Origin of the sequence: Kitasatospora herbaricolor (genome assembly GCF_030813695.1) — a bacterium.
GTDB classification, from domain to species: Bacteria; Actinomycetota; Actinomycetes; order Streptomycetales; family Streptomycetaceae; genus Kitasatospora; species Kitasatospora herbaricolor.
Window position 1 is genome coordinate 4583141 of the sequence record NZ_JAUSVA010000002.1, and the last position, 25990, is coordinate 4609130.

The window sequence follows — 25990 nt, forward strand, 5'->3', positions numbered from 1 at the left end:
GGCGGTCAGATCTCCAGGGCGCCGAAGCCGCCCGGCTGGAAGTCGTACGCGATCGGGACCTCGATCAGGAACGGCCGGCCCAGGCCGGCGCCCTTCTCCAGCGCGGAGATCAGCTCGGCGCGGTCGCCGGCCCGGACCGCCTCGACCCCGTTGGCCTGCGCCAGCTGGACGAAGTCGACGGAGCTGAAGCGCACCGCCGGGTCGTGCGAGCGGCGGTGGCCGAGGTTCTGGTAGAGCTCGATCAGCCCGTTGGTGTCGTTGTTGACGACGACGGTGACGATCGGCAGGTTGAGCCGCGCCATCGTCTCCAGGTCGGCGCTGTTGGAGTGGAAGCCGCCGTCACCCGCGATCAGGAACACCGGCTCCTCGGGACGCGCCAGCTGGGCGGCCATCGCGGCCGGCAGGCCGTAGCCGAAGCTGCTGCAGCCGGCCGAGGTCAGGAATCCGTAGGGCTGGTCGGCACGGGCGAACAGCACCCCGTAGTGCCGGAAGAAGCCGATGTCGCTGACGATGGTGCCCTCGCCCTCGCGGGCGGTGGCGGCCATCACCGAGTTCATGCAGTCCATCACCTGGTGGACGCGCATGCCGTCGGCGTACTCCTCGGCGTCGGCCAGGAACTCGGCGATCCGCTCGCGCAGCGGGGTGATGTCGTGCGGGGTCTTCGGCTCCAGGCCGGCGGTGGCCGCGTCCAGCGCCTCGGTGAACGCGAGGACGTCGGCGACCACGTCCACGTCGGGGCGGTAGACCCGCGGCACCGGGTTGGCGGTGGGGGCGATCCGCACGGTGCGCTTGTCCACGCCCCGGGTCCACATCGGGGGACGGAGGTCCTCGGAGTAGTCGTAGCCGAGCGTGACGACCAGGTCGGCCGGGCCGAACAGGGTCTCCAGCGCGGGGAAGCCCAGTATGCCGTCCATGTAGCCGGTCACGGCGCCGTAGCCGAGCGGGTGGTCCTGCGGGAGCACGCCCTTGGCGATGTACGTGGTGATGACCGGGATGTTGAGCCGCTCGACCAGCGCGCGCAGCGCCTCGACCGCTCCGGAGCGGATCGCGGCGGCGCCCACCACCAGCACCGGGTGCTCGGCGGCGGCCAGCAGCTCCGCGGTGACGGTGACCTTCTGCTGCCAGTCGGCGTCGACGGTGGCCAGCGGCTTCGCGGGCAGCGGCGGGGCCGCGGGGACTTCGGCGGCACCCTCCGGCACACCGGCGCCCAGCAGGTCGACCGGCAGGCTGATGAAGCTCGGGCCGACCGGCTCGGTGAGACTGGCGGTCACGGCGGAGTCGACGAGGTCGGTGATCTCGGCCGGGCGCTGCAGCTCGGCCGCGTACTTGGTCATCGGCCGCATGATCGACACACTGTCCAGGCACTGGTGGGTGTCGTTCGGGAAGATGTCGTACGACTCGGACTGCGCGGCGAGCGCGACGACCGCGCTGCGGTCGAGCATCGAGGTGGCCACGCCGGTGGACAGGTTGGTCATACCGGGGCCGAGGGTGGCGAAACAGGCCTGCGGGCGGCCGGTGATCCGGGCCAGCACGTCGGCCATCACACCGGCCGTGAACTCGTGCCGGGTCAGGACGAAGTCGAGCCCCTCCACCTCGTCGAACAGGATCGCGGCGGCCTCGCGGCCGACCACGCCGAAGACGGTGTTCACGCCGTGCGCGTGCAGCCGCTCCAGCAGGAGCCTGGCCGCGGTGTTCTGCTCGGAAGGGGCACTGGAGACACGGGACATGACGACCTCTCTGAGGTTGGGCGGGGTGGGCCGGCCGCTGCCCGGCGGGGTCGCCGGGCGGACGGGACACCCGGCGTCCGGACGGTCGGCGGCCGGGCGGCCGGGGAGGCGGACGGTGCGGCGGGCGGCCGTACCGGTACGGGCGGGCGCGACGGGCGGATCCGCAGCCGTCGGCGGCCGGTGTCCCGGCGACGGTGCGCGAGCGGCACGGCCCCCGGGCGGGTGGCGGTCGGTGGGCAGCGCCGGGCGAACGGCGCGGCAGGACCGTGCGCCGATCATCCGCCCGGGCCGCGGGCCGCGTCCACGGCCGGACGCTGTCCGGGAGTGGACTCGTCCGCACCCGGACAGCGTCGGGCGGCGCCGGCGGACGGCGGACCACGACCCGGGGCGGCGGGCAGGGCGGCGGGCAGAAGGCCAGAACAGGACGTAGGTCGGCGCCGGGGCCGCGGCTCCGGCCGGGCGGCGGGGCCGCGGACCGCGGGTGACATGCGTGAACGACCTCAGACCGCCGATGTCAAGGGAATTGACAGTCAGTCAGGCCGGCACCTATACATGCTGCGGTCGCCTCCGGACGGCCCGGGTCGGCGGGCCCGAGCCTCAGGGCTGGTCGAGCCAGCCCCGCGCCATGGCCCGGACGCCGGCCTGGAACCGGCTCTCGGCCTCCAGGTTCTCCATGACCTCGGCCATCAGCCGGCGCAGGGTACGGGAGGAGACCCCGAGATAGCGGGCGATCGCCTCGTCCTTCAGGCCCTGGGCCAGCATCCGCACCAACGCACGTTCCCGTTCGCCGAGTTCGGGCTCCGCGCAGGCCGGGACCTGCTCGGTCCGCGGGCCGGCCGACTCGGCGGAAGGCGGCACGACGCCGCCGTGCACCCAGCAGTGCTCGAAGATCTGGAGGAGGATGTGCACGACCTCAGGTCCCTTGAACTCCAGGGCCGCGAAGCGTCCGTCCCGCGGCGCCGTGGAGGCGTAGCCGAGCGTGCCGTCGACGACGATCAGCCGCAGCGGCAGCACGGAGGCGACCCGTACCTCGGCGCCGGCCTCCTGGAGGGACCTCAGATGGGCACGCCCGTAGGGGATCCGGAGCATGGCGTCGAGGTGGATCGAGCGCATGACCACACCGCGTTCGAGCACCTGCTGGTTGCGCTCCATGCTGTCGGCGAGCATGTCGACGGGCAACGGCGTGCCCGGATGCATGCTGAGGATCTCCCTGCGGGCGCGGGCGGCGGCGCTCTCCAGGGCGGCGACCACCTCGGACTCGCCCTCCAGGAGGGTCGCGCGGATCCCGCCGCCCGAGGCCGACTGAAGCAGCATCAGGTTCTCGCTGAGCGCGCCGAGGACGGACCGTTCGGTGTGCAGTTCCTCGATCCGGCGCAGCAGCGACTCCTCCTCGCGTTCGAGGAACCGGGCCAGGCCGGCCTCCGGAGAGGTGAGCGTCGGGGCGGCCTCAGGACCGGAACGGATGAGCCCGTTCTCGACCAGCAGGGCGGTCGCGGCCCCCAAGGTCTCGGGGTCGAGTCGCAGGCTCTCCCGTGCTTCCTGCAGGGTCGCCCCCGGCTTGGCCGCCAGGAATCGGAAAAGCTCCTGGGCTGCGTCGGCTGGCGGGGTCATCGAACGTCAACTCCTCGGTCTACCGCTCCTCGACGGCCGGCGATGGCGGGTTGCAGCTTACCTATGCATTCTGCGCGGCAGTCCGGGATGGGACGGTTGCGAAGGATCGCCAGGAACTTCTGTTTCGCGTACAAATTATCAGGTTTGCACCGAATGAGAAAGGAGATTCTTCGGAGAATTGCCGATCGGACGAAAGACCTTCCTGTTCGTGGCCGGTGGTACCCACAGATCGATCGGATCTCACATGGCGAGACAATCTTGTCCATGTCCATGTTCTGCCATGGCCTCTCGCGGACATCGGGACCACCTGTACGACGACCGCCCGGCGGGCCATGCTGAGGCTGACGACCGGGGGGCCTTCGACCGCCACCGGCCGAAGATCACCGCGTTCGAGGGGGCTCCACCGTGAGTGCACGTCACATGATCGTCAGCACCGACTCCAGTTGTACCGGCCGGCGTCGCGGCCTGGCCGCACTCATGGCCACGGTGGCCGTGCTCGCCGCCACCGCCGTGCTGGGCCTCACCGAGCCCGCCGGATCCGCCGAGGCGGTCGGCCTGACGGGCGCCAGCGTGAAGACCCTGGACGACCTCGCCTGGGGCTGAGCCGCCGTCGTGAAACAACTCTCCGCGAGCCACCGGGCGGAGCATCCCGACGGGCCCGCCCCGCCCGAGCAGGACCCCGACCTCCGCTCCGCGGCCCGGATGCTGCCGACCGGGGTCACCGTCGTCACCGGCGGGCGGGGCAGCACCGTCCACGCCATGACGGTCAACTCCTTCACCACCGTCTCGCTCGGTCCTCCGACCGTGCTCTTCTGCCTTCAGGACAAGGCCCGGCTGTACGCCAGGATCGCGGACACCGGAGCCTTCACCGTGAACGTCCTCGCCGGGGACCAAAAGGACCTGGCCCGACGCTTCGCGACATCGGGCCGGCCCGACGGGCCGGCCGGCCTCGGTGACGTACCCCTGGGCCGGGCACCCGGCGGCGGACTCCTCATCGACGGAGCCCTCGGCTGGTTCGAGTGCCGCGACGCCCGCTTCGTCCCGGCCGGCGACCACCTGCTGGTCCTGGGCGAGGTCGCCTCCTGCGGGGTCCTGCGCCGCGCGCCCGCACTGGTCTTCCACAACGGCGGCTTCAGCAGCGCAGGTTGACCCGTGTCTCCCTGCCCCCTTCCACCATCTCCGGTCCACCTGCCGGACAACGATCTCAAGGAATGAGCACCAGTGACCGAAAAGCTGTGGGGCGGCCGCTTCGAGGAGGACATCACCCCCGATGTCCTCGACTACACCCTCACCACCGACATCGACGTCCGCCTGGTCTTCGCCGACCTCTGGCAGGACATCGCCCACGTGCTGATGCTCAGCGCCCGCGACATCATCCCGGAGACCGCCGCACGGTCCATCCTGGGCTCCCTGCTCGCGCTCCAGGAGCGCAGCGAGCGCGGCGAGTTGAACCTGCGTCCGGAGTTCGAGGACGTCCACCTGAACATCGAGCAGATGGTCATCGAGGACCTCGGCCGCGAGGTCGGCGGCCACATGCACACCGCCCGCTCGCGCAACGACCAGGTCTCCACCGACACCCGGATGTACCTGCGCCGGGTGCAGCTGGAGAGCGTCCGCGCCAACCTCGCGCTGATCGACACGCTGCTGTCCTTCCCCGAGGAGGACCTGCTGGCCATCCTGCCCGGCTACACCCACAGCCAGGCCGCCCAGCCGGTCTCCGTCGCGTTCTGGAAGACCGCGCACGCCAGCATGCTGCTGCGCGACGTCCGCCGGCTGCGCGGAGCCTACGACCGCACCGACGAGTCCCCGCTCGGCGCCTGCGCGCTGGCCGGTACCTCGTTCCCGCTCGACCGCCAGGTCACCGCCCGGCTGCTCGGCTTCGGTGACGTGCTCAGCCACGCCCTGGACGCCACCAGTGCCCGCGACTACCTGATCGAGAGCGCCTCGGCGTTCGCGATCGGCGGCAACAACCTCTCCCGGATGGCCGAGGAGGTCGTGGTCTGGAGCGGCCACGAGTACAGCCTGTGCGAGGTCCCGGACGCCTACGCGACCGGCAGCTCGATCATGCCGCAGAAGAAGAACCCGGTCGTCGCCGAGCTCGCCCGCGGCCGGGCCGGCCGCACCGTCGGCACCCTGGTCCAGCTGCTCACCATGGCCAAGGGCGTCACCCTCGGCTACAGCTGCGACCTGCAGGACGACAAGCCGTACCTGTGGAACGCCATCGACACCTATCTCTCCACCCTCAAGGTGATCGCCGGGCAGACCCGGGGGCTGACCTTCGACAGCACCCGCGGCGAGGACCTCTGCTGGGACAACTTCTCCACCGCCACCGAGCTGGCCAACTACCTGGTGTCCGACCACGGCATCGCCTTCCGCGAGGCCCACCACATCAGCGGCTCCCTGGTCTCCGCCCTGCTCAAGCGCGGCTCGACGCTGCGCGACACCGCGCTCGGCGCCGAGATCCTGGCCGAGCTCGGCCACCCGGTCGAGGAGGCGGTACTGGCCCGGATCTTCGCCCCGCGCAACGCCGTCACCAGCTACACCAGCCCCGGAGGCACCTCGCCGGACAGCGTCCGGGATGTCCGCGACGAGCTGCGCCGGACCGCCGACGCCCACCGCCGGTGGTGCGCCGACACCGAGCAGAAGCTCGACGACGCCCTGCGGGCCACCCTGCGGGCGGCCCGCGAGGTCGCCGGCGGCGCCGACGCGGCCAAGGTGCTGGCGACCGTGGTCGCCGAGCTGCCGCCGCTCACCCAGGCGTGACCGCTCCCGCCCCGAACCCTGTCGACGCAGAACCGGATCTGGAGTCCTGATGAAGATCGTGCTGGCCTATTCCGGAGGACTGGACACCTCCGTCGCGCTGCACTGGCTCAAGGAACGCTACAACGCCGAGGTCGTCGCCTTCTGCGCCGACATCGGCCAGATCGAATCGCTGGAGACGGTCCGGGAGCGCGCCGTGCGCACCGGTGCCTCCGAGGTCTTCGTCGAGCCCCTCACCGACCGCTACCTGAACGACTTCGCGCTGCCGGCGCTGCGCTCGCACGCCCGGTACGAGAACAAGTACCTGGTCGCGGCGCCGCTCTCGCGGCCGCTGATCGCCCAGCGGATGGTCGAGATCGCCCACGAGGTGGGCGCGGACGCCGTCGCCCACGGCGCCACCGGCAAGGGCAACGACCAGGTGCGCTTCTTCACCAGCGTCACCGCCCTGGACCCGGGCCTGAAGGTCCTCGCCCCGGTCATCGACTGGGAGTTGAGAACCCGCGAGGAGGAGCTCGACTACGCCCGCAAGCACGGCATCCAGGTGTCGGTGGGCAAGGAGAACCCGTACAGCATCGACACCAACATCTGGGGCACCAGCATCGAGTGCGGCGAGCTGGACGACATCACCCTCGCCCCGCCGGCCCGCGCCTGGCAGCTGACCAACAGCCCGCAGCAGGCCCCGGACCAGCCCCGACAGGTCACCATCGGCTTCGAGTCCGGGCACCCGGTCACCCTGGACGGGGAGAAGCTGGGCCTCACCGAGCTGGTCACCAGGCTCAACGCGGTGGCCGCGCAGCACGGCGTCGGCCGGGTCGACATCGTCGAGAGCCGGATCGTGGGCTTCAAGACCCGCGGCATCTACGAGGCTCCGGCCGCCACCCTGCTGATGGCCGCGCACGAGGAGCTGGAGGCGATCGTCCTCGACCGCGAGACCCTGCACCACAAGCAGGGCATGGCCGCCCGCTACGCCGAACTGGTCTACTACGGCTACTGGTTCTCCGACCTGCGGCGGGCGATGGACGCCTTCACGGACTCGCTGCAGGGCCCGGTCACCGGCGAGGTGACCCTGGAGCTCTACAAGGGCTCGTTCGCGATCGCCGGCCGCCGCTCGCCGTTCTCCCGCTACAGCGGCGCGCTGGCCACCTACGAGGCCGGCGACACCTTCAACCACCAGGCGGGGGCCGGATTCGCCTACGTCTGGTCGCTGCCGCTGACCCGCCCCGCCGCCGGGGGTCAGGTCTGATGCGCGTCGTCTTCATGGGGTACCAGACCTGGGGCCACCGCGTGCTGGAGGCCCTGCTGGCCTCGGAGCACGAGGTGCCGCTGGTCGTCACCCACCCGACCAGCAACCACGCCTACGAGACGATCTGGAACGACTCGGTCGCGGAGCTCGCCGAGCGGCACGGCATCCCCGTGCTGGAGCGCAAGTACGCCGACGACGACGAGACCAAGGAACGGATCCGGGCCGTCGAACCCGAGCTGCTGGTCTCCTCCGACTGGCGCACCTGGGTCGCACCGGAGGTCTACGGCCTGGCCAAGCACGGCGCGATCAACATCCATGACGCGCTGCTGCCCCGCTACGGCGGCTTCGCGCCGCTCAACTGGGCGCTGGTGAACGGCGAGTCCGAGGTGGGCGTGACCGTCCACTTCATGAACGAAGACTTCGACCTCGGCGACATCGTCGTGCAGCGACGCGTCCCGGTCGAGGACCGGGACACCGTCACGGACCTCTTCCACAAGACCGTGGAGCTGTTCGCCCCGGCCACCCTGGAGGCGCTCGACCTGATCGCCTCGGGCCGTACCGACTGGACGAAGCAGGACCCGGCCGAGGCCACCCTCTTCCACAAGCGGTCGGTCGAGGACAGCCGGATCGACTGGCGGCTGCCCGCCCGGGACATCGTCAACCTGGTCCGGGCGCAGGTCGACCCGTATCCGAACGCCTTCGCCTTCTTCAAGGGCGAGCGGGTCCGGATCCTGTCGGCCTCGGTCTCGGGCAGCCGGCTCGGCGGCACCGTCGGACGTGTCTTCCGGCCCGAGGGCGAGGGCGTCGCGGTCGTCTGCGGTCCGGACGCCCGCCGGGGCAGCGAGCCCGGCGTGGTGCTGGAGCGGCTGCGCACCGACGACGGGCGGGAGTTCACCGGGGTCGAGTTCTTCCGCGTCATGGGCGGCTACCTGACCGGCCACCCCTGACGGACCGACGCCCCACCACCGGGCCGGCCGGCGCGCGGCCGGCCCGGTACCCCGGAAGAGGAGTTCGTTGTGAATCTGGTCCTGGCCCTGGCATCGGCCTTGGTGCTCGGCTCGGCCGACTTCGTCGGCGGGCTGGCGGCGAAGCGGGCGGCGGCGGCCGTGGTCGTCATCTGGTCCAACGCCGCCGGCCTGGCGACCGCACTGCTGCTGGTCACCGTGCTCTCCCGGTCCGGTACCGGCTGGGGCGACATGCTGTGGGGCGGCCTGGCCGGACTCTGCGGCAGCGTCGGCGCGATCCTCCTCTACCGCGCTCTGGCCGGCGGGGTGATGAGCCTGGTCGCCCCCACCACGGCCGCGGCCGCCGCGGCGCTCCCGGTCGTGGCGGGGGTCCTGACGGGCGACCGCCTGACCACGCTCGCGGTGCTCGGCGTGGTCACCGCGCTCGGCGCCGTCCTGCTGGTCTCGCTGGGCGACGCGACCCCCGACGCGGACGGCGGCCGCCGCGAGACCCTGCGCAGCCTGGGCCTGGCGCTGCTCGCCGGGGCCGGCTTCGGGGCCTTCTTCGTACTGCTGTCCCGCACCCCCGGCCACTCCGGCCCCTGGCCGCTGGTCTGGGCCCGGTGTGCCTCGCTCACCTTGCTGCTGGGCATCGCGGCCGCCCGCCGGACCAGCCTGCGGCTGCCCGCCGCGGCCGCCCGGCCGGCCCTGCTGTCCGGGCTGCTGGACATGGCGTCGAGCGCGCTGTTCCTGGTCGCCGTCCGGGGCGGGAGCCTCGCCGTGGTCGGACTGCTCTCCTCGCTCTACCCCGTCAGCACGGTCGTGCTGGCCAGGTTCGTGCTCAAGGAGCGGATCCGGCCGGTCCAGCACTGCGGCGTGGCCCTGGCGGTCGGCAGCGTGCTCCTGTTCGCGTACCGCTGACCGGGCGCCCGCCGCGCCATCACGCCACCGCTCCGCCGCGCCACCGCTCCGCCGCTCCGCCGCCTCGCCGAGGAGAGATCGTGCCCTACACGGAAGTCATCGGCTCCGATCGGCAGCCCCTGCCGGACAAACGGGACCTTCGACCCCCCACCCGAACGTCCGTCTTCCCCAACTCCGCCCCGGTCGTGGGGCGCAGACCTTCCAGTCCTCACAGGGAGACTGCCATGCCAGTGATCACCGCCGCGACGGCGAGCATGAAGTGCGAGGTGCGGCCGGACCGGGTCGCCCTGGTGGAGTTCTCCCAGGCGCACGAGCAGAACCCGTTCAGCCGGGCCCGGATGCGCGAACTCACCCGGCTGATGCTGGACCTGGACGCCGACGACAGCGTGGGCTGCGTGGTGCTGTACGGCGGCCCCGGGCGGTCCTTCGGCGCCGGCGGCGACTTCAACGAGGTGTCGGAGTTCCACGGCGGCGACGAGGTCGACGCCTGGATCGACGACATCACCGAGCTGTACAGCACCGTCGCCGGCATCTCCAAGCCCGTGCTGGCCGCCATCGACGGCTTCGCGATCGGCGTCGGCCTGCAGATCGCGCTCTGCTGCGACCTGCGGATCGGCAGCAGCGCCTCGACCCTGGTGATGCCCGAGTTCCGGGTCGGCATCGCCTGCAACTTCGGCGGCTACATGCTGGAGACGGTCGTCGGGCGCAGCGTCATGCAGGACATGCTCTACACCTGCGACGAATGGCCCGCCGAGCGCGCGCTCGCCGACCGGCTGCTGCACGAGGTCACCGCGCCGGAGGACCTGCTGGACCGGGCCCTGGAGCGGGCCGCACGGATCGCCGGCTACACCGCGGCGGCCGTGCAGTCGACCCGCGCGCGGGTCAACGGGCCTTACGTGCAGGGCCTGCAGCGGGTCCGCGAGGAGGGCAAGCGCTCGCACCGCACCGCCTTCTCCGCCGGCGAGGCCCAGCAGCGCATGCGCCGCATCATCGGGAAGGCCTGATCCGATGGCTCCGCTCAGCAAGTGGTGCGTGGTCACCAACGTCCCCGTCCCGGCCCTCGCCCCGCTGGCGCAGTGCGCCGACCTCGGCGACCTGTGGGTGCACCACCGCGGCCCGGCCGGTACCGCCCTGCCCGGGACCCTGCCGTTCACCCTGGACGTGCGGACCCTCACCGCGCCCTCGGCGGCACCCTCGGCGGCGCCCGCCTCCACCCTGCGGATCGACGGCGACGCCGTCACGGTCCGGATCTCGGCCCTCAACGAGGACCCGGTCTACTACGCGGCGAACCGCCTGCGCGGCAGCTTCGCCTACTTCACCGACCTGCTGCTGGCCCCGCTGGTGCTGCCCGCCCTCGGCCTGCCCGTCGAGCTGACCCCGGGCGTCCCGTCCGGCGAGCGGGCCACCCTGCTGCGCGGCGTCGAGCGGCTGCGGCACGGCACCGTCTCCCGGCACCGCCGCGCGGACGGCGGCTGGCTCCGGGAGAGCACCGACCGGCACGACCCGGTCAGCGACTTCCGCGACCCGCACCGGGACGACGCGCTCGCCGCCGGCGAGGCCCAGCTCGACGCGCTGGCCGCCGAGATCACCCGGATCCGGGAGGCCGAACCGGCGGGCGCCGGCTATGCCACGCTGCTCTCCGGCGGCATCGACTCCGGCACCGTCACCTACCTCGCGGCCACCGCGGGGCTGCCGGTCACGCCGTACAGCGTGGCCACCCCCTGGGGCGACGAGCTGGACGACGCGGCCGAGCTCTGCGCCGAACTGGGCCTGGAACTGCGGCCGGTCCACCTCTCGGAGGACGAGATCATCGCCTCCGTGCCGGAGGCCGTCCGCTGGCTGGGCGTCGCCGACCCGGAGGTCGTGGAGGTGGCCCTGACCGCCACGTCCGTCCAGCGCCTGGCCGCCGTCCCGGCCGACCGGGTGGTCCTGACCGGCTACGGCAGCGACCTGATCAACGCCGGCCTCTACCGGCCCTTCGACCACCGGGACGACCTGATCGACCAGGTCCTCTCGGCGGTGGACCGGACCCGGCTGAGCAACGAACTGTCCAACCGGATGCCGCTGGCCTACGGCACCACCACCCACCACCCGTTCTGGGCCTGGCCGGTGATGCGCACCGCGCTGGAGACCACGCCCGAGTGCAAGGTCAGCGCTGGCCGCGAGAAGTTCCACCTGCGCACCGCGATGGGCGCCCGGGTGCCGGAGCAGATCGCCTGGCGCCGCAAGATCGCCGTCCACCACGGCGGCGGTCTGCAGCAGGGCGTGATGCGCCGGCTGGAGAAGGAGACCGGCACCGCCCGGCGCGAGCTGCTCTACCAGGCCTGCTTCGCCGAGCTGGTGGACCGCGCCGCCGAGGGCGAGCTGGAGCCCGTCGACCCCTGGGCCCTGCTGGAGCGCGCCGTGCGGCGGGTCCGCGCGCAGTGACCGCCACCCGCCCCGCGCCGCCGCGGGACGAGCAGCCGACCGAACCAAGGAGCACCGACCGCATGACCACCGCGACCTCGCGCACCCTGACGGAATCCGGCATGGGCACCGTGATCACGCTCACCGGCGACGACCGCGCCCCGGACGCCGGCAGCGACACCCGCACCCCCCTCACCGCCCTCACCGCCCTCGGCGAGGAGGTCCGCACCGCCGCCCTGAGCGGCGGCTGCGTCCTGGTGAAGGGGCTCGACCTGGACGAGCAGCAGTTCCAGACCCTGGTGCACGCGATGGGCCGCACCGTCGACCACAAGTTCGGCGAGGGGCAGGCCGACCTGCTCAAGCTCAACGCCTCGCACGACCCCGGCAAGGTCGTCACCGGCCGCGGCATGCTGCCGCTGCACACCGACGGCCTGCTGGTGGGCGAACGCACCGACCTGATCATCCTGTACGCGCACGAGTTCTCGGACGCGCCCGGCTCCGGGGAGACGTTCATCTGCGACCAGCTGGCCGCCTGGGCCGAGATGCCGGACCACCTGCGCGGACCGCTGGACCGGGCCGGCGCCCTGGAGTACCTGGTCGAGGAGCGCGGCTACTTCCCGAACGTCCCCGAGGACTGGTACGCCGTCCCCTCGGTGCGGGACCACGGGCGGGTCCGCTCGCTCAACCTGGCGCTGAACTTCCCCGCCGGCACCGCCACCCGTGGCTGGCAGGTGCGCGTGCCCGGCCTCTCCCCCGAGGAGTCGGACACCTTCCTCGGCGAGCTCGACGCGTACCTGCGGGAGCCGCGCTTCACCTACCAGCACCGTTGGAGCGTGGGCGACCTGGTCGTCATCGACAACCAGCGGACCCTGCACGGGCGCACCGCGATCGGCGCGGGCGGCACCCGGGTGCTGTTCCGCGGCCAGATCACGCTCTGAGCGCCGAAGCCCCGCAGGCGGCGGCCGGCGGCCGCGCCGAAGCCCCCACCCCTCACTCCCGCTAGGAAGCCGACATGCTCAAGCCTCGACAGCCGGTGCCGACCCTCGACGTCCCCCTGGTCGGCGGCGGCCGCTGGGTGCTCGCCGACCAGCACCCGGACCGTTTCACCCTGGTGGTCTTCTACCGCGGCGTGCACTGCCCGATGTGCCGGGCGCACATCACCGAACTCGACGGCCTGATCGACAAGTTCGCCGAGGTCGGGGTGACCTCGGTGATCGCCGTGAGCGGCGACGACGAGGACCGCGCCCAGCGGGCCGTCGAGGAGTGGGGGCTCTCCCGGGTGCAGGTCGGCCACGGGATGACCCTGGCCTCGATGCGCGAGTGGGGGCTGTACATCTCCAAGGCCATCAAGGAGGGCCAGCCGAACGAGTTCGGCGAGCCCGGCGTGTTCATCGTCCGCCCGGACGGCACGCTGTACGCCGCGGTGCAGACCTCCATGCCGTTCCTGCGGCCGCACCTCGACGAGGTCGTGGAGACGATCCGCTGGATCAACGAGAACGACTACCCGGCCCGGGGAGAGGTGTGAGCGCCGACGGGTCCCGGCCGCCCGGCAGGCTGTACACCGCCTTCCGGGCGGTCGCCCTGGCCGCCCCGCGGGCGCCCGCCGTGGTCACCCCGGACGGCGCGGTGTCCTCCTACGGGTCGCTGCTGGCGGCGGTCGAGGCCGCGGCCGGGCGGTTGGCCGCGCCGGCGGACACCGGGGCGCCCGCGCCGGCCGGCCGCGAGGCCCTGGGGCTGGCGGTCGGGGACCCGGGCACGTTCGTGGCGCTCTACCTGGCCGCCGCGAAGCTCGGCATCGTGACCGTGCTGCTGGACAGCCGGCTCCCCGGGCCCGAACTGGCCCGCGAAGCGGCCCGGTTCGACGTGGCCCGGCTCGCCGTGGACGAGGGGTCCGCGCCGGGATCGTTCGAGCTGCGGCCGGTCGCCGACGCGCCGCGGCACCGCGCCCTGGTCCTGGACGGCTACCGGGACGAGGACTTCGTGGTGCACTGCACCTCCGGGTCCACCGGGGAGCCCAAGGGCATCGTGATGACCCAGGAGGCCATCTCGGCGAGGGTCCGGTACTGGAGCTCCGACCTGGAGCTGACCCCCGCCGACGTGGTGCTCTGCGCACTGCCGCTGGCCCACTGCCACGGCATCGACGTGCTGACCCTGCCCGCCCTGCTGAGCGGCGCGACGGTGGTCTTCGCGCGCGGCCACGAGCTCACCGCCCGGGGACTGGCCCGGCGGATCGCGGAGCACCGCGTCACCGTGACCAGCGGGCTGCCGGTGATGTACCGGATGCTGACCGCCGCCCGCGGGGTGCCGGCCTCGTCGCTGGCCGGCCTGCGGCTGGCGATCTCCGGCAGCGCGCCCCTGCCCGTCGACACCCAGCGCGCGTTCCTGGAGCGGTACGGGCTGCCGTTGCGGCAGGTGTACGGCCTCTCCGAGATCGGCGTGATCTGCTTCGACCGCGCCTACGCGGGCGCCGGCTCGATCGGCCTGCCCGTCACCGGGGTCGAGTGGCGGCTGGTCCCGGTGGCGGGTGAGGGGGACGGCTCCGAACCGCTGCACGAACTGCACGTCCGAGGGCCGGCGCTCGCCCGCGGCTACTACCGCGATCCCGCCGCCACCGCGGAGATGTTCGAGGACGGCTGGCTGCTGACGGGTGACTTCGTCCGGGCCGAGCCGGACGGCTGGCACGTCCGCGGCCGGCGGTCCGGCTTCATCAACGTCGCCGGGAGCAAGGTCGGTCCGCTGGAGGTCGAGGCCGCGCTGCGGGACTGCCCCGGAGTGCTGGACAGCGCGGTGGTCGGGGTCCCCGATCCCGCGAGCACCGAGCGGGTCGCCGCCCTGGTCGTCACCGGCGACGGCTTCGACCCGGGCGCGGTCCGCCGCCGGCTCGGCGAGCGACTGCTCCCGCACCAGCTGCCCCAGCGCTACGAGTTCGCGCCGGCGCTGCCGCGCACTCCGCTCGGCAAGACCGACTACGCCGCCGTCCGGCGGCTGATGCACGACGAGGGGTTCGACACGTGATCGGTCACGCGCCCGGGGACACCACCCCGGACACCACCGGGCCCGGCCTGGCGGCCAGGCTCGACGCCGTGGCGGACGGGCTGTCCGGCAGGCTGGCGGCGGAGGAGCCCGGGCTGCGCGCCGAGGAGTACGAGCGGGACGCCGGCGCCGTCCTCACCGCGCTGAAGGACACCCGCGCCACCACCATGCTCGTCCCGTCCGACTGCGGTGGCCGAGGTGCCTCGGCGGCGGATGCCGTCCGGTTCCAGCGCGCTCTGGGCACCCTGGCGCCGTCGGCGGCGATCGCCAGCACGATGCACCACTACAAGATCGCCGCGCTCGGCGGTGTCGCGGCCGCCGGGGACGAGCACGCCCGGGCGATCCTCACCGACCTCGCCCGCGGCGCCGAACTGGTCGCCTCGGGCGGCGCGGAGTCCGTCCCCGGCAAGGACCTCCGCAGCCTCGGCAGCCGGGCCGTCCGCGACGGCGACGACTACCTGGTCACCGGGGTGAAGCGGCCCTGCTCGCTCTCCACCAGCATGACCACGATGTCCCTGATGGTCGAGCTGCGTTCGCCCGAGGGGGAGAGCGAGGGCTTCGCGCAGGCCTTCGTCCCCGCCGGCGCGCCGGGGCTGGAGCGGGAGCCGTTCTGGCGCAGCCCGGTCTTCCTCGCCGCCGAGAGCCACGCGGTGCGGCTCTCCGGCGTCCGGGTGCCGCGGGGCCGGGTCTTCCCGCTCCGGGGCGAGCCGGGCCGCCGGTTCGCCACCGACTGCTACACCTGGTTCCAGCTGCTCGTCGCCGCCTCCTACCTCGGCGTCGCCACCTGCCTGGCACAGGCCACGGCGCCGGAGCGGCGGGCCGGCTCGCGCGGCTGGACCGAGGCCGCGGCGCGGCTCGACCGGCTGGAAGCCGGCCTGCTGGACGCGGCGCACGCGGTCGACCGGGGCGCCGGCGCAGCTGAGCGCCTCAATCTGGCCGTCCGGGCGCGGGACGCCGTCGAGGACGAGGTGGGCGCCGTCGGTGGCCTGCTGCTGCGCTCGGCCGGCGGCGGCTCGTTCGCGCGCACCGGCTTCTTCACCCTGCTCGCCGGCGGCCTGCACGCGATCGCCTTCCACCCGCCGCAGCGCGGCGCGCGCGAGGGCATCGGCCTGGAACCGCTGGACCCGCGATCCAAGGACAAGCACTGATGTACACCAGAGAACACTTCAGCCTGCCGCCGGAAGCCGTGCACGAGTTCGTGCGCGCCCGCTCGTTCGGCGTCCTCGCCACCTGCCACCAGGGGCGGGTGTTCACCTCCCCGCTGCCCGTCGACCTGCGGGTGGACGAGGACGGCGAGCTGTTCGTCGCCGGGCACGTCGCCCGGGCCAACGGGATGTCGAAGGCCTTCGGCTCCGCCCCGCCCGCGACCCTCACGGTGCTCGGCCCGGACAGCTACGTGCCGGCCGAGTGGTTCGGCACCCGCAGCCGCATCCCGACCTGGTTCTACTGCGCCGTGGAGATCTCCGGGCGGCTCGAACTCAGCGACCCGGCCCGCACCCGCGCCGACATCGAGGTGCTGATCGACCGGCTGCAGCGGCGTACCGTCGAAGGCTCCTCCTGGACGCTGGACGAGATCCCCGCCGACCTCACCACCTCGTACCTGCGGAACATCGTGGGCTTCCGGTTGACCGGCCTCGACCTGGCCTCCTGCTTCCGGCTGAACCAGAACAAGGACGGCATGGAGAGCCTCGCCGAGGCCCTGACCACCAGCGACGTCGCCGCCCGCCAGGAGCTCGCGGACCTGGTCCGCCGGCCGCCGACCGCCCCCGCCGGATGACCGCCGACCCGGTCCGGACGGACGCCCTCGCCCGGTTGCTGGACCTCGACCCGACCCGCCGCACCGCCGTCGAGTGGTGCGGCCGGGCCCTGACGTACGCGCAGCTCGCGACGGCCGTCGACGACCTCGCCCGCCGGCTGGTGGAGCTGGGCGCGCCCCGGACCAACGTGCTGGTCCTCGGCCCGCTCAGCCCGGCCTACCTGGTCGGGCTGCTGGCGGCGCTGCGCTGCGGGGCCGTCCCGGTGCCGGTCGACGCCGGGACGACGGCGGACCGGTACGCCTGGACCGAGCGGGCCGCCCGCCCGTCCGTCGTGCTGAGCAGCGACGTCTCCACCGTCACGCAGTACCGCGGCACCCACGACGCGCCCGAGCTGGTGCTGGACGCGGCCACCGGCCGGACGGTCCTGGACACCCCCGCCGGGGCGCCGGCTGCCGCCCGCCTGCACCGCTACCCCGACCCGGACGCCGGCTACCTCATCCCGACCTCGGGATCGACCGGAGCCGCCAAGGCCGTGGTGGGCAGCCGGACCGGGCTGCACGCGTTCCTGACGTGGTTCTCGGGCGAGTTCGCGCTCGGCCCGCTGGACGTCTGCGCCGCCGTCACCCGGGTCAGCTTCGACCCCTCGCTGCGCGAACTGCTGGCCGTGCTGACCGCGGGCGGCACCCTCTGCCTGCCCGAGGCCGACGCCCAGCTGGACCTGCTCACGCTCGGCGGCCACCTGGCCCGCAACCGGGCCACCATCGCCTTCCTGGTCCCCTCCCTGGCGCGCCGGGTCGCGGACGGGCTGCGGACCGCGGGCACCCGGCTGGACCACCTGCGGTACGCCTTCTTCGCCGGCGAGGTGCTGCCGGCCCGGGTGGTCGAGCAGTGGTCCGAACTCGCTCCGGACGCCGAGCTGGTGAACCTGTACGGGATGACCGAGGGAACCCTCGCGCAGCTCTACCGGCGGGACGTCCGGGCCGGGGACGCCAGGCGGACGACGGGCCTGCCGGTCGGCCGGCCCCGCCCGGGCGTCTCGGTGGAGCTCGACCGGCCGGACGCCGACGGGCGCGGCGAGGTGCTCATCACCTCGGCGGCCCCGGCGCTGGGCCTGCTCGCCGAGGGCCCCGGGCCGCGCCCGGGGACGCTGCGCGTCGAGCCGATGGCCGGGGCCCTGCGCACCGGCGACATCGGCTGCTGGACCGAGGACGGCGAGCTGGTGGTGGCCGGCCGGGTCGGCAACGACCTCAAGGTGTCCGGCCGGCGCGTCTCCTTCCACCGCTTCGTGGACGAGGTCGAGGAACTGGCCGACGTACGGCAGTGCGTGGTCGTCGACCGGCAGGGCCCGCAGGCCTTCGTCGGCACGGTGGACCTCGCCCCCGGCCAGGACCGGTCGCTGCACGAGCGGATCCGCGACGTCGCCAAGCGCCTCGGGCTGCCCAGGCCCGCCGTCCACCTGCGCGCGGAGTTGCCGCTGCTGCGCAGCGGCAAGGTGGACCGGATCGCCCTGGCCGCGTCCGTGGCCGACCGGCCGGAGCCCGCTGCGGCGGTGGAGCAGGACGCCGACGTCACCACCGTGCTGCGCGGGCTGCTCGGCCTCGGGCCCGAGGACCCCGCCGACGTCTCCTTCGTGGACGCCGGCCTCTCCTCGCTGGACATGATGGAGTTCGTGCTGGAGGTCAACCGGCGCTACGGCTCGGAGTTGACCGTCCAGGCCTGCTTCGCCCGGCGTGACGTGGCCTCGCTCGCCCGGGCGCTGGAACGCGCCGGCCGGGCCGCCCCGGTGGACGGGACCGACCCGGCGCCGGCGGCCGCCGGCGGGCCGCCGACGCCCGGCCCGGACGGTGCCGAGGTGCCGTTGTCGACCCGGCAGATCGCCTACGTGGCGACCTGCATGGCCGACGGCAACGCCAACTGGTGCAACCTCTCCCGGGAGATCCCGCTCGACCGGGTCGTGACACCGCAGGAGCTGGCCGCCGCCCTCGGCACGCTGATCGCCCGCCACGACGTGCTCCGGCTCTCCCTCACGCCGGACGGCTCGCGGCAGGTCCACACCGAGGCCGCCGACCTGCGCTGCCCGGTCACCGTCCACCCGGCGCCCGCCGGCCGGCAGACCGAGGCGCAGCAGCGGGCCCGGATCCAGCAGGCCCGGGCCGACGCGGTGGCGCCGCTGATCGACCCGACCACGGGCCCGCCGCTGCGGGCGGCCGTGGTCCAGGAGGACGCCACCAGCTCGGTCCTGCTGGTGGCGCACCACCTGTTCGTGGACGGCCTGAGCATGGACCTGCTCGCCGCCGAGCTCCGCTCGGCCCTGCTCGGGCTGGACCTCGGCGAAGCCCCGCCGCCGACGAGCTTCCGGGACTACTGCCGGGCCACCCGGCGTGCCTCGAGCGGCCGGACGCCGGACGCCGACCACTGGGATCGGTTGCTGGCCGGCGCCGAACAGGTCGAGCTGGCGGAGGGCACCGGCCCGGACGCCCGCGAGGGCGAGATCACCTCGCGCCCGTTCGGCGTCACCGGCGCCCGGACGGCCCACCGGCTCGCGGCCGCGAGCGGGGTCTCGGTCTTCTCGGTCGTGCTGGCCGCCTTCGACCGGGCGGTCACCCGGACCTTCGGGCCGCACCCGCTGACCATCGTGGTCCCGGTGCAGATCCGCGAGGGCACCCGGGCCTCCGCCGCCGGGATGTTCATGAGCCAACTCATCGTCCGCGGTGCCGGATCGAACTCGCTGTCGGACAACGCCCGTGAATTCTCGCAGCAGTTGGAGGACGGCACCGAGCGGAGCGGCTGGGAGTTCGACCAGCGGGTCGAGGCCCTCGGGCTGACCGGCTCGGACTGCTTCCCGCTCTCCACCGTGCTGTTCAACCAGCATCCCAAGCGGCGCGGCCTGCGGGTCCGCGACCTCGGGGCCTGGCAGCCGCGCCCGCTCGGGCGCACCCTGCGCTACCAGCTCCAGGGCGAACTCCAGGTCTCGGGCTCGGAGATGGCCCTGACCTACTACTACCGGCGCGGGATCGGCGTCGCCGGGCCCGACGTGATCGACCGGCTCCACACCCACGTCCTCGCGGAACTGTCCGCGGCAGGAAGGGCCTTGCATGGCGAACAATGAGGCGACCGAGCTCACCGACGACGAGGCCCGGCTCCTCGTGCACCGGGCCGGCGGGACACCCGTGTACGTGTACAGCCGGGAGGCCCTGCGGGCCGCCGCCCGACGGGTCCGCGCCGCGTCGGTGCCGGGCGCGGCGGTCTACTACTCCCTGAAGGCCAACCCGCACCCCGGTGTGGTGGCGGCGCTGGCCCCGCTGGTGGACGGCTTCGACGTCTGCTCGACGGCCGAGATGGAGACCGCGCTGAACGCCGGGACACCGCCCCGGGACATCCTGTTCACCGGCCCGGCGAAGTCCTGGGCGGAGGCGGCCTCCGCGCTGGCGGCCGGGATCGCGGTGACCGTCGAATCCCCGGCGCAGGCACGGCTGTTCGCCGAGGTGGCCGGCCGGCTCGGGGTCACCGGACGGGCCGTCGTCCGGCTCAACACGCCCTACCCCGGCCGCACCCCTGACGCCGCCCCGTCGCCGAACCAGTTCGGCATCCCCGACGAGGACTTCGCCGAGGTCGTCGAGGTGCTGCGCGGCTCGCCGATGGCCCTCACCGGGCTGCACATGTTCTGGGGCTCGCAGTACTCCGACGCCGGGGTGATCCGGGCCGCCCGGATCACCGCGCTGGAGCGCGCCCGGAAGCTCGCCGAGCGGTACGGCCTGGCCTTCGAGCTGGTCTCGGTCGGCGGCGGCATCGCGATGCCCTGGTGCGACCGGGACGCCCCGGTGGACTGGGACGGCCTGCGGGCCGTCGGCGAGTACCCGGAGGTCCCCGGCGAGGGGGGCCCGGCCACGGTGGTGTGCGAGTACGGCCGGTCGCTGGTCGGTCCGGCCGGCAGCCTGCTGGCCACCGTGCTGGACACCAAGACCGTCGGCGACCGGCGCTACGTCCTGGTCGACGCCGGGATGAACCACATGATGATCGCGAGCCGCCTGGTGGCGGGCGCGGGGCGGGGCGAGCCGTCGGTCCGGGTGGTCGGCGCGAGGAATCCGGACGAGCTGAGCCCCGCGTACGTGACCGGTCCGCTCTGCTCGCAGCTGGACGTCCTCGCCGAGAACGTGCTGCTGCCCGCCGTGGAGGTCGGCGACACCCTGGTGTTCTCGGGTGTGGGCGCCTACGGACCGACGTTCAGCCCCAGCGGATTCCTCAGCCGCGACAAGGTCGGAGAGATCGTCCACTGACATGCATCGGACCACCATGCAGCAGAGCATCCCGCAGCAGACCAACCCGCCGCAGACCGACCCGCCGCAGGCCGTCCCCGGCCACGGCGGCGGACCGCAGCACGACCGCGGACCGGCCGCGACCACGCCCGGGGCGCTGAGCCCGATCCAGCGCGCCTACCTGGTCGGGGACCAGGAGGGCCTGGAACTGCGCGGCCCCGCGCGGTACTACCTGGGCTGCGACCTGGACACCGCAAGGGTCCCCGGCATCGGCGACCGGCTGCGCCGGCTGGTGCGGGCCAACGACGTCCTGCGGGCCGACGTGGCCGGCGACCTGTCGGTGTCCACCCTGCCCGCCGAGGCCGCGGCCGGGGCCGGCGTCGACCTCCGGCGGGTCGCCGACGCCGACTTCGACGCGGCGAACGAGGAGGTCCGCCGGCGGTTCTCGGCCGACGACTTCGCGTTCGACGGACGGCGGCAGTTCGAGGTCGTCGTGGTGAGCTCGGACCTACGGGCGCGGCTGCACCTGGTGTACGCCCTCTGGCTGATGGACGCGGCCTCGCTCGGCCTCTTCCTGGCCGGTCTGGTCCGGGACGAGGACGAGACCGCCCGCACCGACGCGCCGCCCGCCGCCCGGGCCACGCCCCGCCGGGACCGCTCCGAGCGCGACCGGCGGTTCTGGCGCGAGCGGGCAGCGGCCCTCCCGGACGCCGCCGAGCTGCCGCTTCGGCCCGACTGGCGGCAGGCCGGCCCGGGCGTGACGCACCGGATGGTCACCGTGGAGGCACCCGCGGCCGCCCGCCTCCTGCGGACGGCGAAGGCCCACGGCCTCACCCTCCCGATGGTCTGCCTCGCGGCCTACGGCGCCGTCCTCGGACGGCTCGGCGGCGGGACCGCCCACACCGTGACCGTCCTGCACTCGCGGCGGACCACGCCGCCGGCCCCCGACAGCCTGGGCAACCACGGCAGCACCATGCCGCTGGAGGTCCCGGCGACGGACGGGCAGAGCTTCCTCGAACTCGCCAGGGCCGTGCAGGCGCAGTACCTGGTGCAGGCCGTGCACGGCTCGCTCAGCGGCGCCGAGATCGCCCGGCTCGCCGACCCCGGTGGCGACCTGCGCCGGCTGCCCCACCCGTTCGCCTTCACCGCCCTGGAGGTCGACGGCCGGCGCGAGGCGGAGCTCGGCCTGCGCCGGCGCTGGGACGAGGTGCGGCTGCGGGTGCCGCAGGTGCTGATCGACCATCAGGTGGTGGTCGAGTCCGACGGCCGGCTCCGGCTGGGCTTCGACTGGCGCAGCGACGCCTTCGACCCGGGCTTCGGCGAGGACTTCGTGGACCAGTACGCCGGTCTCGTCGGGCAGCTCGCCGCGTCGGAGGAGCACTGGACCCGGGTCGCCGCGCCCGCGCCGGGGGCCTCGCCGGTCATGCCGCCGCGGACGACCGTCCAGGAGCTGGTGCACGACCGGGTGCTGCGGGTCGCGGACGGCGCCCCCGCGGCCCCGGCGGTGCACGACGCCGACGGCACTCTGACCTACGCCGAACTGGCCGGGCGGGCACGGACGCTCGCCGCGCTGCTGCTCGACGCCGGCGCGCGGCCCGGCGACCGGGTCGCCGTGCACCTGCCGCGGGGACGCGGGCAGGTGATCGCCGTGCTCGGCGCGCTGATCGCCGGCTGCGTCTACATCCCGCTGGACCACGGCACCCCGGAGGGCCGGCTGGACAGCATCGCGCGGCGCGCGGGCGTCCGGTTCGCGGTGACCGACGACGGGACCTCCGGCGACGGGGACGGGCGATGGGCCCGGCGCGGGGCCACGACGGTGACCCTGCCGGCGGTCGCCGACGGCCGATGTCGCCCGGCCCCGGCGGGCGCCCCCGCGCCGGATCCGACCGCGTACGTCATCTTCACCTCCGGCTCGACCGGGGAGCCGAAGGGCGTGGTGATCTCGCACGCGGCCGTCCTCAACACCCTGGACGCGGTCAACGAGGAACTCGCTCTCGGCCCGGCGGACCGCGTCCTCTCGGTCTCCTCCATCGGCTTCGACCTCTCGGTGTACGACATCTTCGGGCCGCTGCTGCGCGGCGGCTCCGTGCTGATGCTCTCCGAGGGCACCGCCCGCGACCCCGCGGCCTGGGCCGAGCTGATCGACCGCCACCGGGTGACGATCTGGAACTCGGCACCCGCGCTGGCCTCGCTGCTGGCGGAGGAGGGGGCCGGGACCCCGTCCGTGCGAGCCTTCCTGCTGAGCGGCGACTGGATCCCGCCGACCCTGCCGGGAGCGCTCCAACTGCTGTCTCCCAACGCCGACATGATCAGTCTCGGCGGTGCGACCGAGGGCGCGATCTGGTCCATCGCGCACCGCATCCGCGAGGCCGACCGGGCCGGCCGCTCGATCCCCTACGGCCGGCCGCTGGCCGGTCAGGACGTCCTGGTCCTCGACGGCGCGCGGGAGGCCTGCGCCGACTGGCAGATCGGCGAGATCTGGATCGCCGGCGCCGGGGTCGCCGACGGCTACCTCAACGACCCGGCCAGGACCGAAGCCGCGTTCCTGGCCGATCCGGTGCTCGGCTGGGTCTACCGCACCGGCGACCGCGGCCGCCGGCACCCGGACGGCGTGGTGGAGTTCCTGGGGCGCACCGACACCCAGGTCAAGCTGAACGGCCACCGGGTCGAACTGGGCGAGGTCGAGAACCTGCTGGAGGGGGCGGCCGGTGTCCGCGGCTGCGCCGCCTGCGTGCGGGGCGAGGGCCGCCGCAGGCGGGTGGTCGCCTTCGTCAGCCTCGCCCCGGACGCCCCGGCCGGCTGGCGCGAGGACGCGTACGCGGCGTTGCGGGACGCGCTGCCGCCGTACATGGTCCCGGACGCCGTCGTGGAGCTGGACGCGATCCCGTTGACCGCGAACGGCAAGGTGGACCGCCGGCAGCTGGAACGGCTGCCGCTCGACGAGGCGCCGGCGGACGCGGCGGAGCCGGCCGGGGAGGTGGCGGCCGGCGGGTCCGGCCGCTCGGACCCGCACCGGCACGAGGTGGCGCGCTGCTGGCAGGAGGTCCTGGGCACGCCGCCCGGCCGGGCGAACTTCTTCGAGTCCGGCGGCGGCTCGTACGACGCGATCCGGCTGCTGTCGCTGCTGCGCGGCCGGTACGGCTACCAGGTGCCGTTCGGGGACTTCATGGCGGACCCGACGGCGGCGGGCCTGGCCACGCGCTGCCGGCGGGCCCGGGCCTCCCAGGACTCCGGGATCTGGTCGTTCAACCCGAGGGCCGCCGCCGGGCCCCGGCTGCGGCTGGTGCTGTTCCCGCCGGTCGGCGGCGGTGTCTCCTGCTACTCCGACCTGATCCGGAGCCTGCCGGGCGGGGTGGACGTCCACGTGGTCGGCTTCGACGCCCCGGTGGCCGGGCCGGACGGCGACCCGCTCACCCTGGCCGCGCTGGCCCGGCGCTGCCTGGAGCGGCTGCCCGCGCCGGTCATGTCGGACGGCGTGCCGCTGGTCCTCGGTGGCTGGTCGTTCGGCGGCGCCCTCGCCTTCGAGGCGGCCCGGGTCTGCTCGGCACCGGTGGAACGCGTGCTGGTGGTCGACACCCCGGTCTCGGCCGGCTCCCGCGACCCGGGCGCCGTCACCACCGAGCGGCTGCTCGACGGTTTCGTCCGGGACGTCCGGGCGACCGGCGGGGTGGCCGTCGACGCCGGGCAGGTGCTGGCCGACCCGACGCTCGGCAGCAGGTTCGAGGTGTACCGGCAGAACATGGCCCTGCTGCGGGACTGGGAGCCGGTGCCCTGCGAGGTCCCGGTGGTCGAGTTCCGCGCCGGTGACGGACCGGCCGAGCGGGTGGACGGCGCGTGGGGCCGGGTGGCGCGGGTCGAGGAGTCCCACGTCCTGACCGGCGGGCACTTCGACGTGTTCGAGGGCGCGAACCTGCGTCTGGTGAGTGATGCGATCAAGGAAGTGAAGCAATGACCGTTCCCCACGTACGAGCCGTCATCCTCGACGAGCTGGAGTCCCACGGCCACCGGCCGGCCGGGCAGGACCCGGACCTCGACCTGATCGGCGCCGGGGTCAACTCGGTGACGCTGGTGCAGATCCTGTCGGCCCTGGAGGACGCCTTCGACGTGGACCTCGACATCTCCGCGCTGTTCGCCCGGCCGGTGACCGTCGCCCGGCTGGAGGCCGCGATCACGGCCGCCGGGCCCGCCTGAGCACCGCTCCGGCCGCGGGACCGGCCGGTCGGCATCCGCGCGGCGCCGCCGGCCTGACGCCCTGTCATATGCCGGTGGCGCCCGCCCGCCACCCGCCGCTCCCGCCGGCCGTGACACCGGCCGGGACACCGGACGCGGCCGTCGCACCACCCGGACGGCGGTATGCCGCGGGACGCTCCCCGACGGTGGCCGGCGCACGGCGCGAACCGAACGGCGGGGGCGCGCCGAGTCCGCTTTCCCGGGGGCGCACGACCGGACCGCACGGCGCACGCTCCGGTCAAGGGGGCGCACTCCGAACACAGTCACGCACCGGAGCGATCGGACTGGGGAAGCGCCACTGCCCGAAACGGTGAATGCTTGACAAAGTTGGGTAAATCACCGACGGACCCGGCGTATTCATGCTTCTCTGCTGCTGAATCTCCAGCCGGAATCCTTCCTTCCACGGTCGGCCGCGCCCTGGACCGCACAGCCTCGAACAGCCTCGTCTTCGGCCTAGTCGGACGCTGCACGGCGGGCGCGCACGGAGCTGAAACGCGGAGCCGAGCATGCTCACCACACTGCAGACCTCCTACACCGACACCCGCGCCGGTGACCTGGCCTGGTGCCTGGGCGGCGAACCGCTGCCCGCACTCGCCGTCCGCGACCTGAGAATCGGCGGCGTCCGCGGACCAGGACCCGCCGGAACGCTGCAACTGCGCCTGCTCGGCGCCTCCCACCAGGTCCTGATCGCGGCCGGGCCGGGCGAGTGCCTGGAGACGGTCGCCTGCCTGCCCGGCCGGCGCACCCCGCTGCCCGCCCGGGTCGCCAAGCAGGTCGCGGGCTGGGAGTACGAGTTCGCGGCCCGGATCGAGGCGATGCCGCCGCACGACTTCGCCGCCCGCGCCCAGGAGCTGCTGGCCCTGGTCGAGGGCCACCCGCGCGGCCTCGCCGGGGTCTTCCCCGGCGACCCGAGCGCCTTCACCGCCCTGATGACCCAGGGGGACGCGAACCGGCTGCTCTGGCGCACCTGGCACGCCTACCCGCAGGAGGGACGGCTGGTGTGCACCCGCTCCTCGCTGGTGGTCCGCGGCCGATGACGGGACCGGCCCCCGATTCGTACGCAGGAACGGTCCGTCAACCGGACGCACCGCGCTGTCCCACG

General features: G+C 73.9%; 20 protein-coding genes. 18 read left to right on the forward strand and 2 right to left on the reverse strand.

Annotation, left to right across the window (positions count from 1 at the left end):
* Positions 1-5 precede the first annotated feature (5 nt).
* Positions 6-1727, reverse strand: a complete 1722-nt coding sequence (locus J2S46_RS20480) for a thiamine pyrophosphate-binding protein (protein ID WP_191288576.1) — start codon at positions 1725-1727, stop codon at positions 6-8.
* Positions 1728-2324: 597 nt separating this feature from the next.
* The gene (locus J2S46_RS20485) at positions 2325-3338 is read right to left on the reverse strand and encodes a helix-turn-helix transcriptional regulator (RefSeq protein ID WP_191288575.1); all 1014 of its coding nucleotides are present in this window, start codon (positions 3336-3338) and stop codon (positions 2325-2327) included.
* A gap of 405 nt (positions 3339-3743) precedes the next feature.
* Between J2S46_RS20485 and J2S46_RS20490 the strand changes: the two genes are divergently transcribed.
* The 18 genes from J2S46_RS20490 to J2S46_RS20575 all read left to right on the forward strand — a co-directional run bounded on the left by J2S46_RS20490 (position 3744) and on the right by J2S46_RS20575 (position 25925).
* Positions 3744-3941 carry a hypothetical protein gene (locus J2S46_RS20490; RefSeq protein WP_191288574.1) on the forward strand — a complete coding sequence of 66 codons (198 nt, stop codon included), beginning with the start codon at positions 3744-3746 and terminating at the stop codon, positions 3939-3941.
* Between the two features lie 9 nt (positions 3942-3950).
* Positions 3951-4487 carry a flavin reductase family protein gene (locus J2S46_RS20495; RefSeq protein WP_229912217.1) on the forward strand — a complete coding sequence of 179 codons (537 nt, stop codon included), beginning with the start codon at positions 3951-3953 and terminating at the stop codon, positions 4485-4487.
* 72 nt (positions 4488-4559) lie between these two features.
* Positions 4560-6101 (forward strand): argininosuccinate lyase, encoded by a 1542-nt coding sequence (gene argH, locus J2S46_RS20500; protein WP_191288573.1) that lies wholly within the window; start codon positions 4560-4562, stop codon positions 6099-6101.
* Positions 6102-6150: 49 nt separating this feature from the next.
* The gene (locus J2S46_RS20505) at positions 6151-7341 is read left to right on the forward strand and encodes an argininosuccinate synthase (protein WP_191288572.1); all 1191 of its coding nucleotides are present in this window, start codon (positions 6151-6153) and stop codon (positions 7339-7341) included.
* Positions 7341-8288: a methionyl-tRNA formyltransferase gene (locus J2S46_RS20510; RefSeq protein ID WP_191288571.1), complete on the forward strand. Its 948-nt coding sequence runs from the start codon at positions 7341-7343 to the stop codon at positions 8286-8288. Before J2S46_RS20505 ends, J2S46_RS20510 begins: the two co-directional genes overlap by 1 nt.
* Positions 8289-8357: 69 nt before the next feature.
* Positions 8358-9206 (forward strand): EamA family transporter, encoded by an 849-nt coding sequence (locus J2S46_RS20515; protein WP_191288570.1) that lies wholly within the window; start codon positions 8358-8360, stop codon positions 9204-9206.
* 224 nt (positions 9207-9430) lie between these two features.
* Positions 9431-10210: an enoyl-CoA hydratase/isomerase family protein gene (locus tag J2S46_RS20520; RefSeq protein ID WP_191288569.1), complete on the forward strand. Its 780-nt coding sequence runs from the start codon at positions 9431-9433 to the stop codon at positions 10208-10210.
* A 4-nt stretch (positions 10211-10214) separates the two neighbouring features.
* Positions 10215-11633 (forward strand): asparagine synthase C-terminal domain-containing protein, encoded by a 1419-nt coding sequence (locus J2S46_RS20525; RefSeq protein ID WP_191288568.1) that lies wholly within the window; start codon positions 10215-10217, stop codon positions 11631-11633.
* Between the two features lie 62 nt (positions 11634-11695).
* Positions 11696-12550 carry a TauD/TfdA dioxygenase family protein gene (locus J2S46_RS20530; RefSeq protein ID WP_191288567.1) on the forward strand — a complete coding sequence of 285 codons (855 nt, stop codon included), beginning with the start codon at positions 11696-11698 and terminating at the stop codon, positions 12548-12550.
* A gap of 74 nt (positions 12551-12624) precedes the next feature.
* On the forward strand, positions 12625-13137 hold the full coding sequence (locus tag J2S46_RS20535; RefSeq protein ID WP_191288566.1) for a peroxiredoxin-like family protein: 513 nt from the start codon (positions 12625-12627) through the stop codon (positions 13135-13137).
* Entirely contained in the window at positions 13134-14627 is a 1494-nt protein-coding gene (locus tag J2S46_RS20540) for a class I adenylate-forming enzyme family protein (RefSeq protein WP_191288565.1), read from the forward strand. The genes J2S46_RS20535 and J2S46_RS20540 overlap by 4 nt, the downstream gene beginning before the upstream one ends.
* Positions 14624-15793 (forward strand): acyl-CoA dehydrogenase family protein, encoded by a 1170-nt coding sequence (locus J2S46_RS20545; RefSeq protein WP_191288564.1) that lies wholly within the window; start codon positions 14624-14626, stop codon positions 15791-15793. The genes J2S46_RS20540 and J2S46_RS20545 overlap by 4 nt, the downstream gene beginning before the upstream one ends.
* Positions 15793-16422: an FMN-binding negative transcriptional regulator gene (locus J2S46_RS20550; protein ID WP_191288563.1), complete on the forward strand. Its 630-nt coding sequence runs from the start codon at positions 15793-15795 to the stop codon at positions 16420-16422. The genes J2S46_RS20545 and J2S46_RS20550 overlap by 1 nt, the downstream gene beginning before the upstream one ends.
* Entirely contained in the window at positions 16419-19511 is a 3093-nt protein-coding gene (locus J2S46_RS20555; protein WP_191288562.1) for an AMP-binding protein, read from the forward strand. Before J2S46_RS20550 ends, J2S46_RS20555 begins: the two co-directional genes overlap by 4 nt.
* Positions 19498-20679: an alanine racemase gene (locus J2S46_RS20560; RefSeq protein ID WP_191288561.1), complete on the forward strand. Its 1182-nt coding sequence runs from the start codon at positions 19498-19500 to the stop codon at positions 20677-20679. The genes J2S46_RS20555 and J2S46_RS20560 overlap by 14 nt, the downstream gene beginning before the upstream one ends.
* A gap of 1 nt (position 20680) precedes the next feature.
* Positions 20681-24610 (forward strand): non-ribosomal peptide synthetase, encoded by a 3930-nt coding sequence (locus J2S46_RS20565; RefSeq protein WP_191288560.1) that lies wholly within the window; start codon positions 20681-20683, stop codon positions 24608-24610.
* Positions 24607-24849 carry an acyl carrier protein gene (locus tag J2S46_RS20570; RefSeq protein WP_191288559.1) on the forward strand — a complete coding sequence of 81 codons (243 nt, stop codon included), beginning with the start codon at positions 24607-24609 and terminating at the stop codon, positions 24847-24849. Before J2S46_RS20565 ends, J2S46_RS20570 begins: the two co-directional genes overlap by 4 nt.
* Positions 24850-25394: 545 nt before the next feature.
* Positions 25395-25925 (forward strand): DUF2617 family protein, encoded by a 531-nt coding sequence (locus J2S46_RS20575; RefSeq protein ID WP_073929139.1) that lies wholly within the window; start codon positions 25395-25397, stop codon positions 25923-25925.
* The last annotated feature ends 65 nt before the right edge of the window (positions 25926-25990 follow it).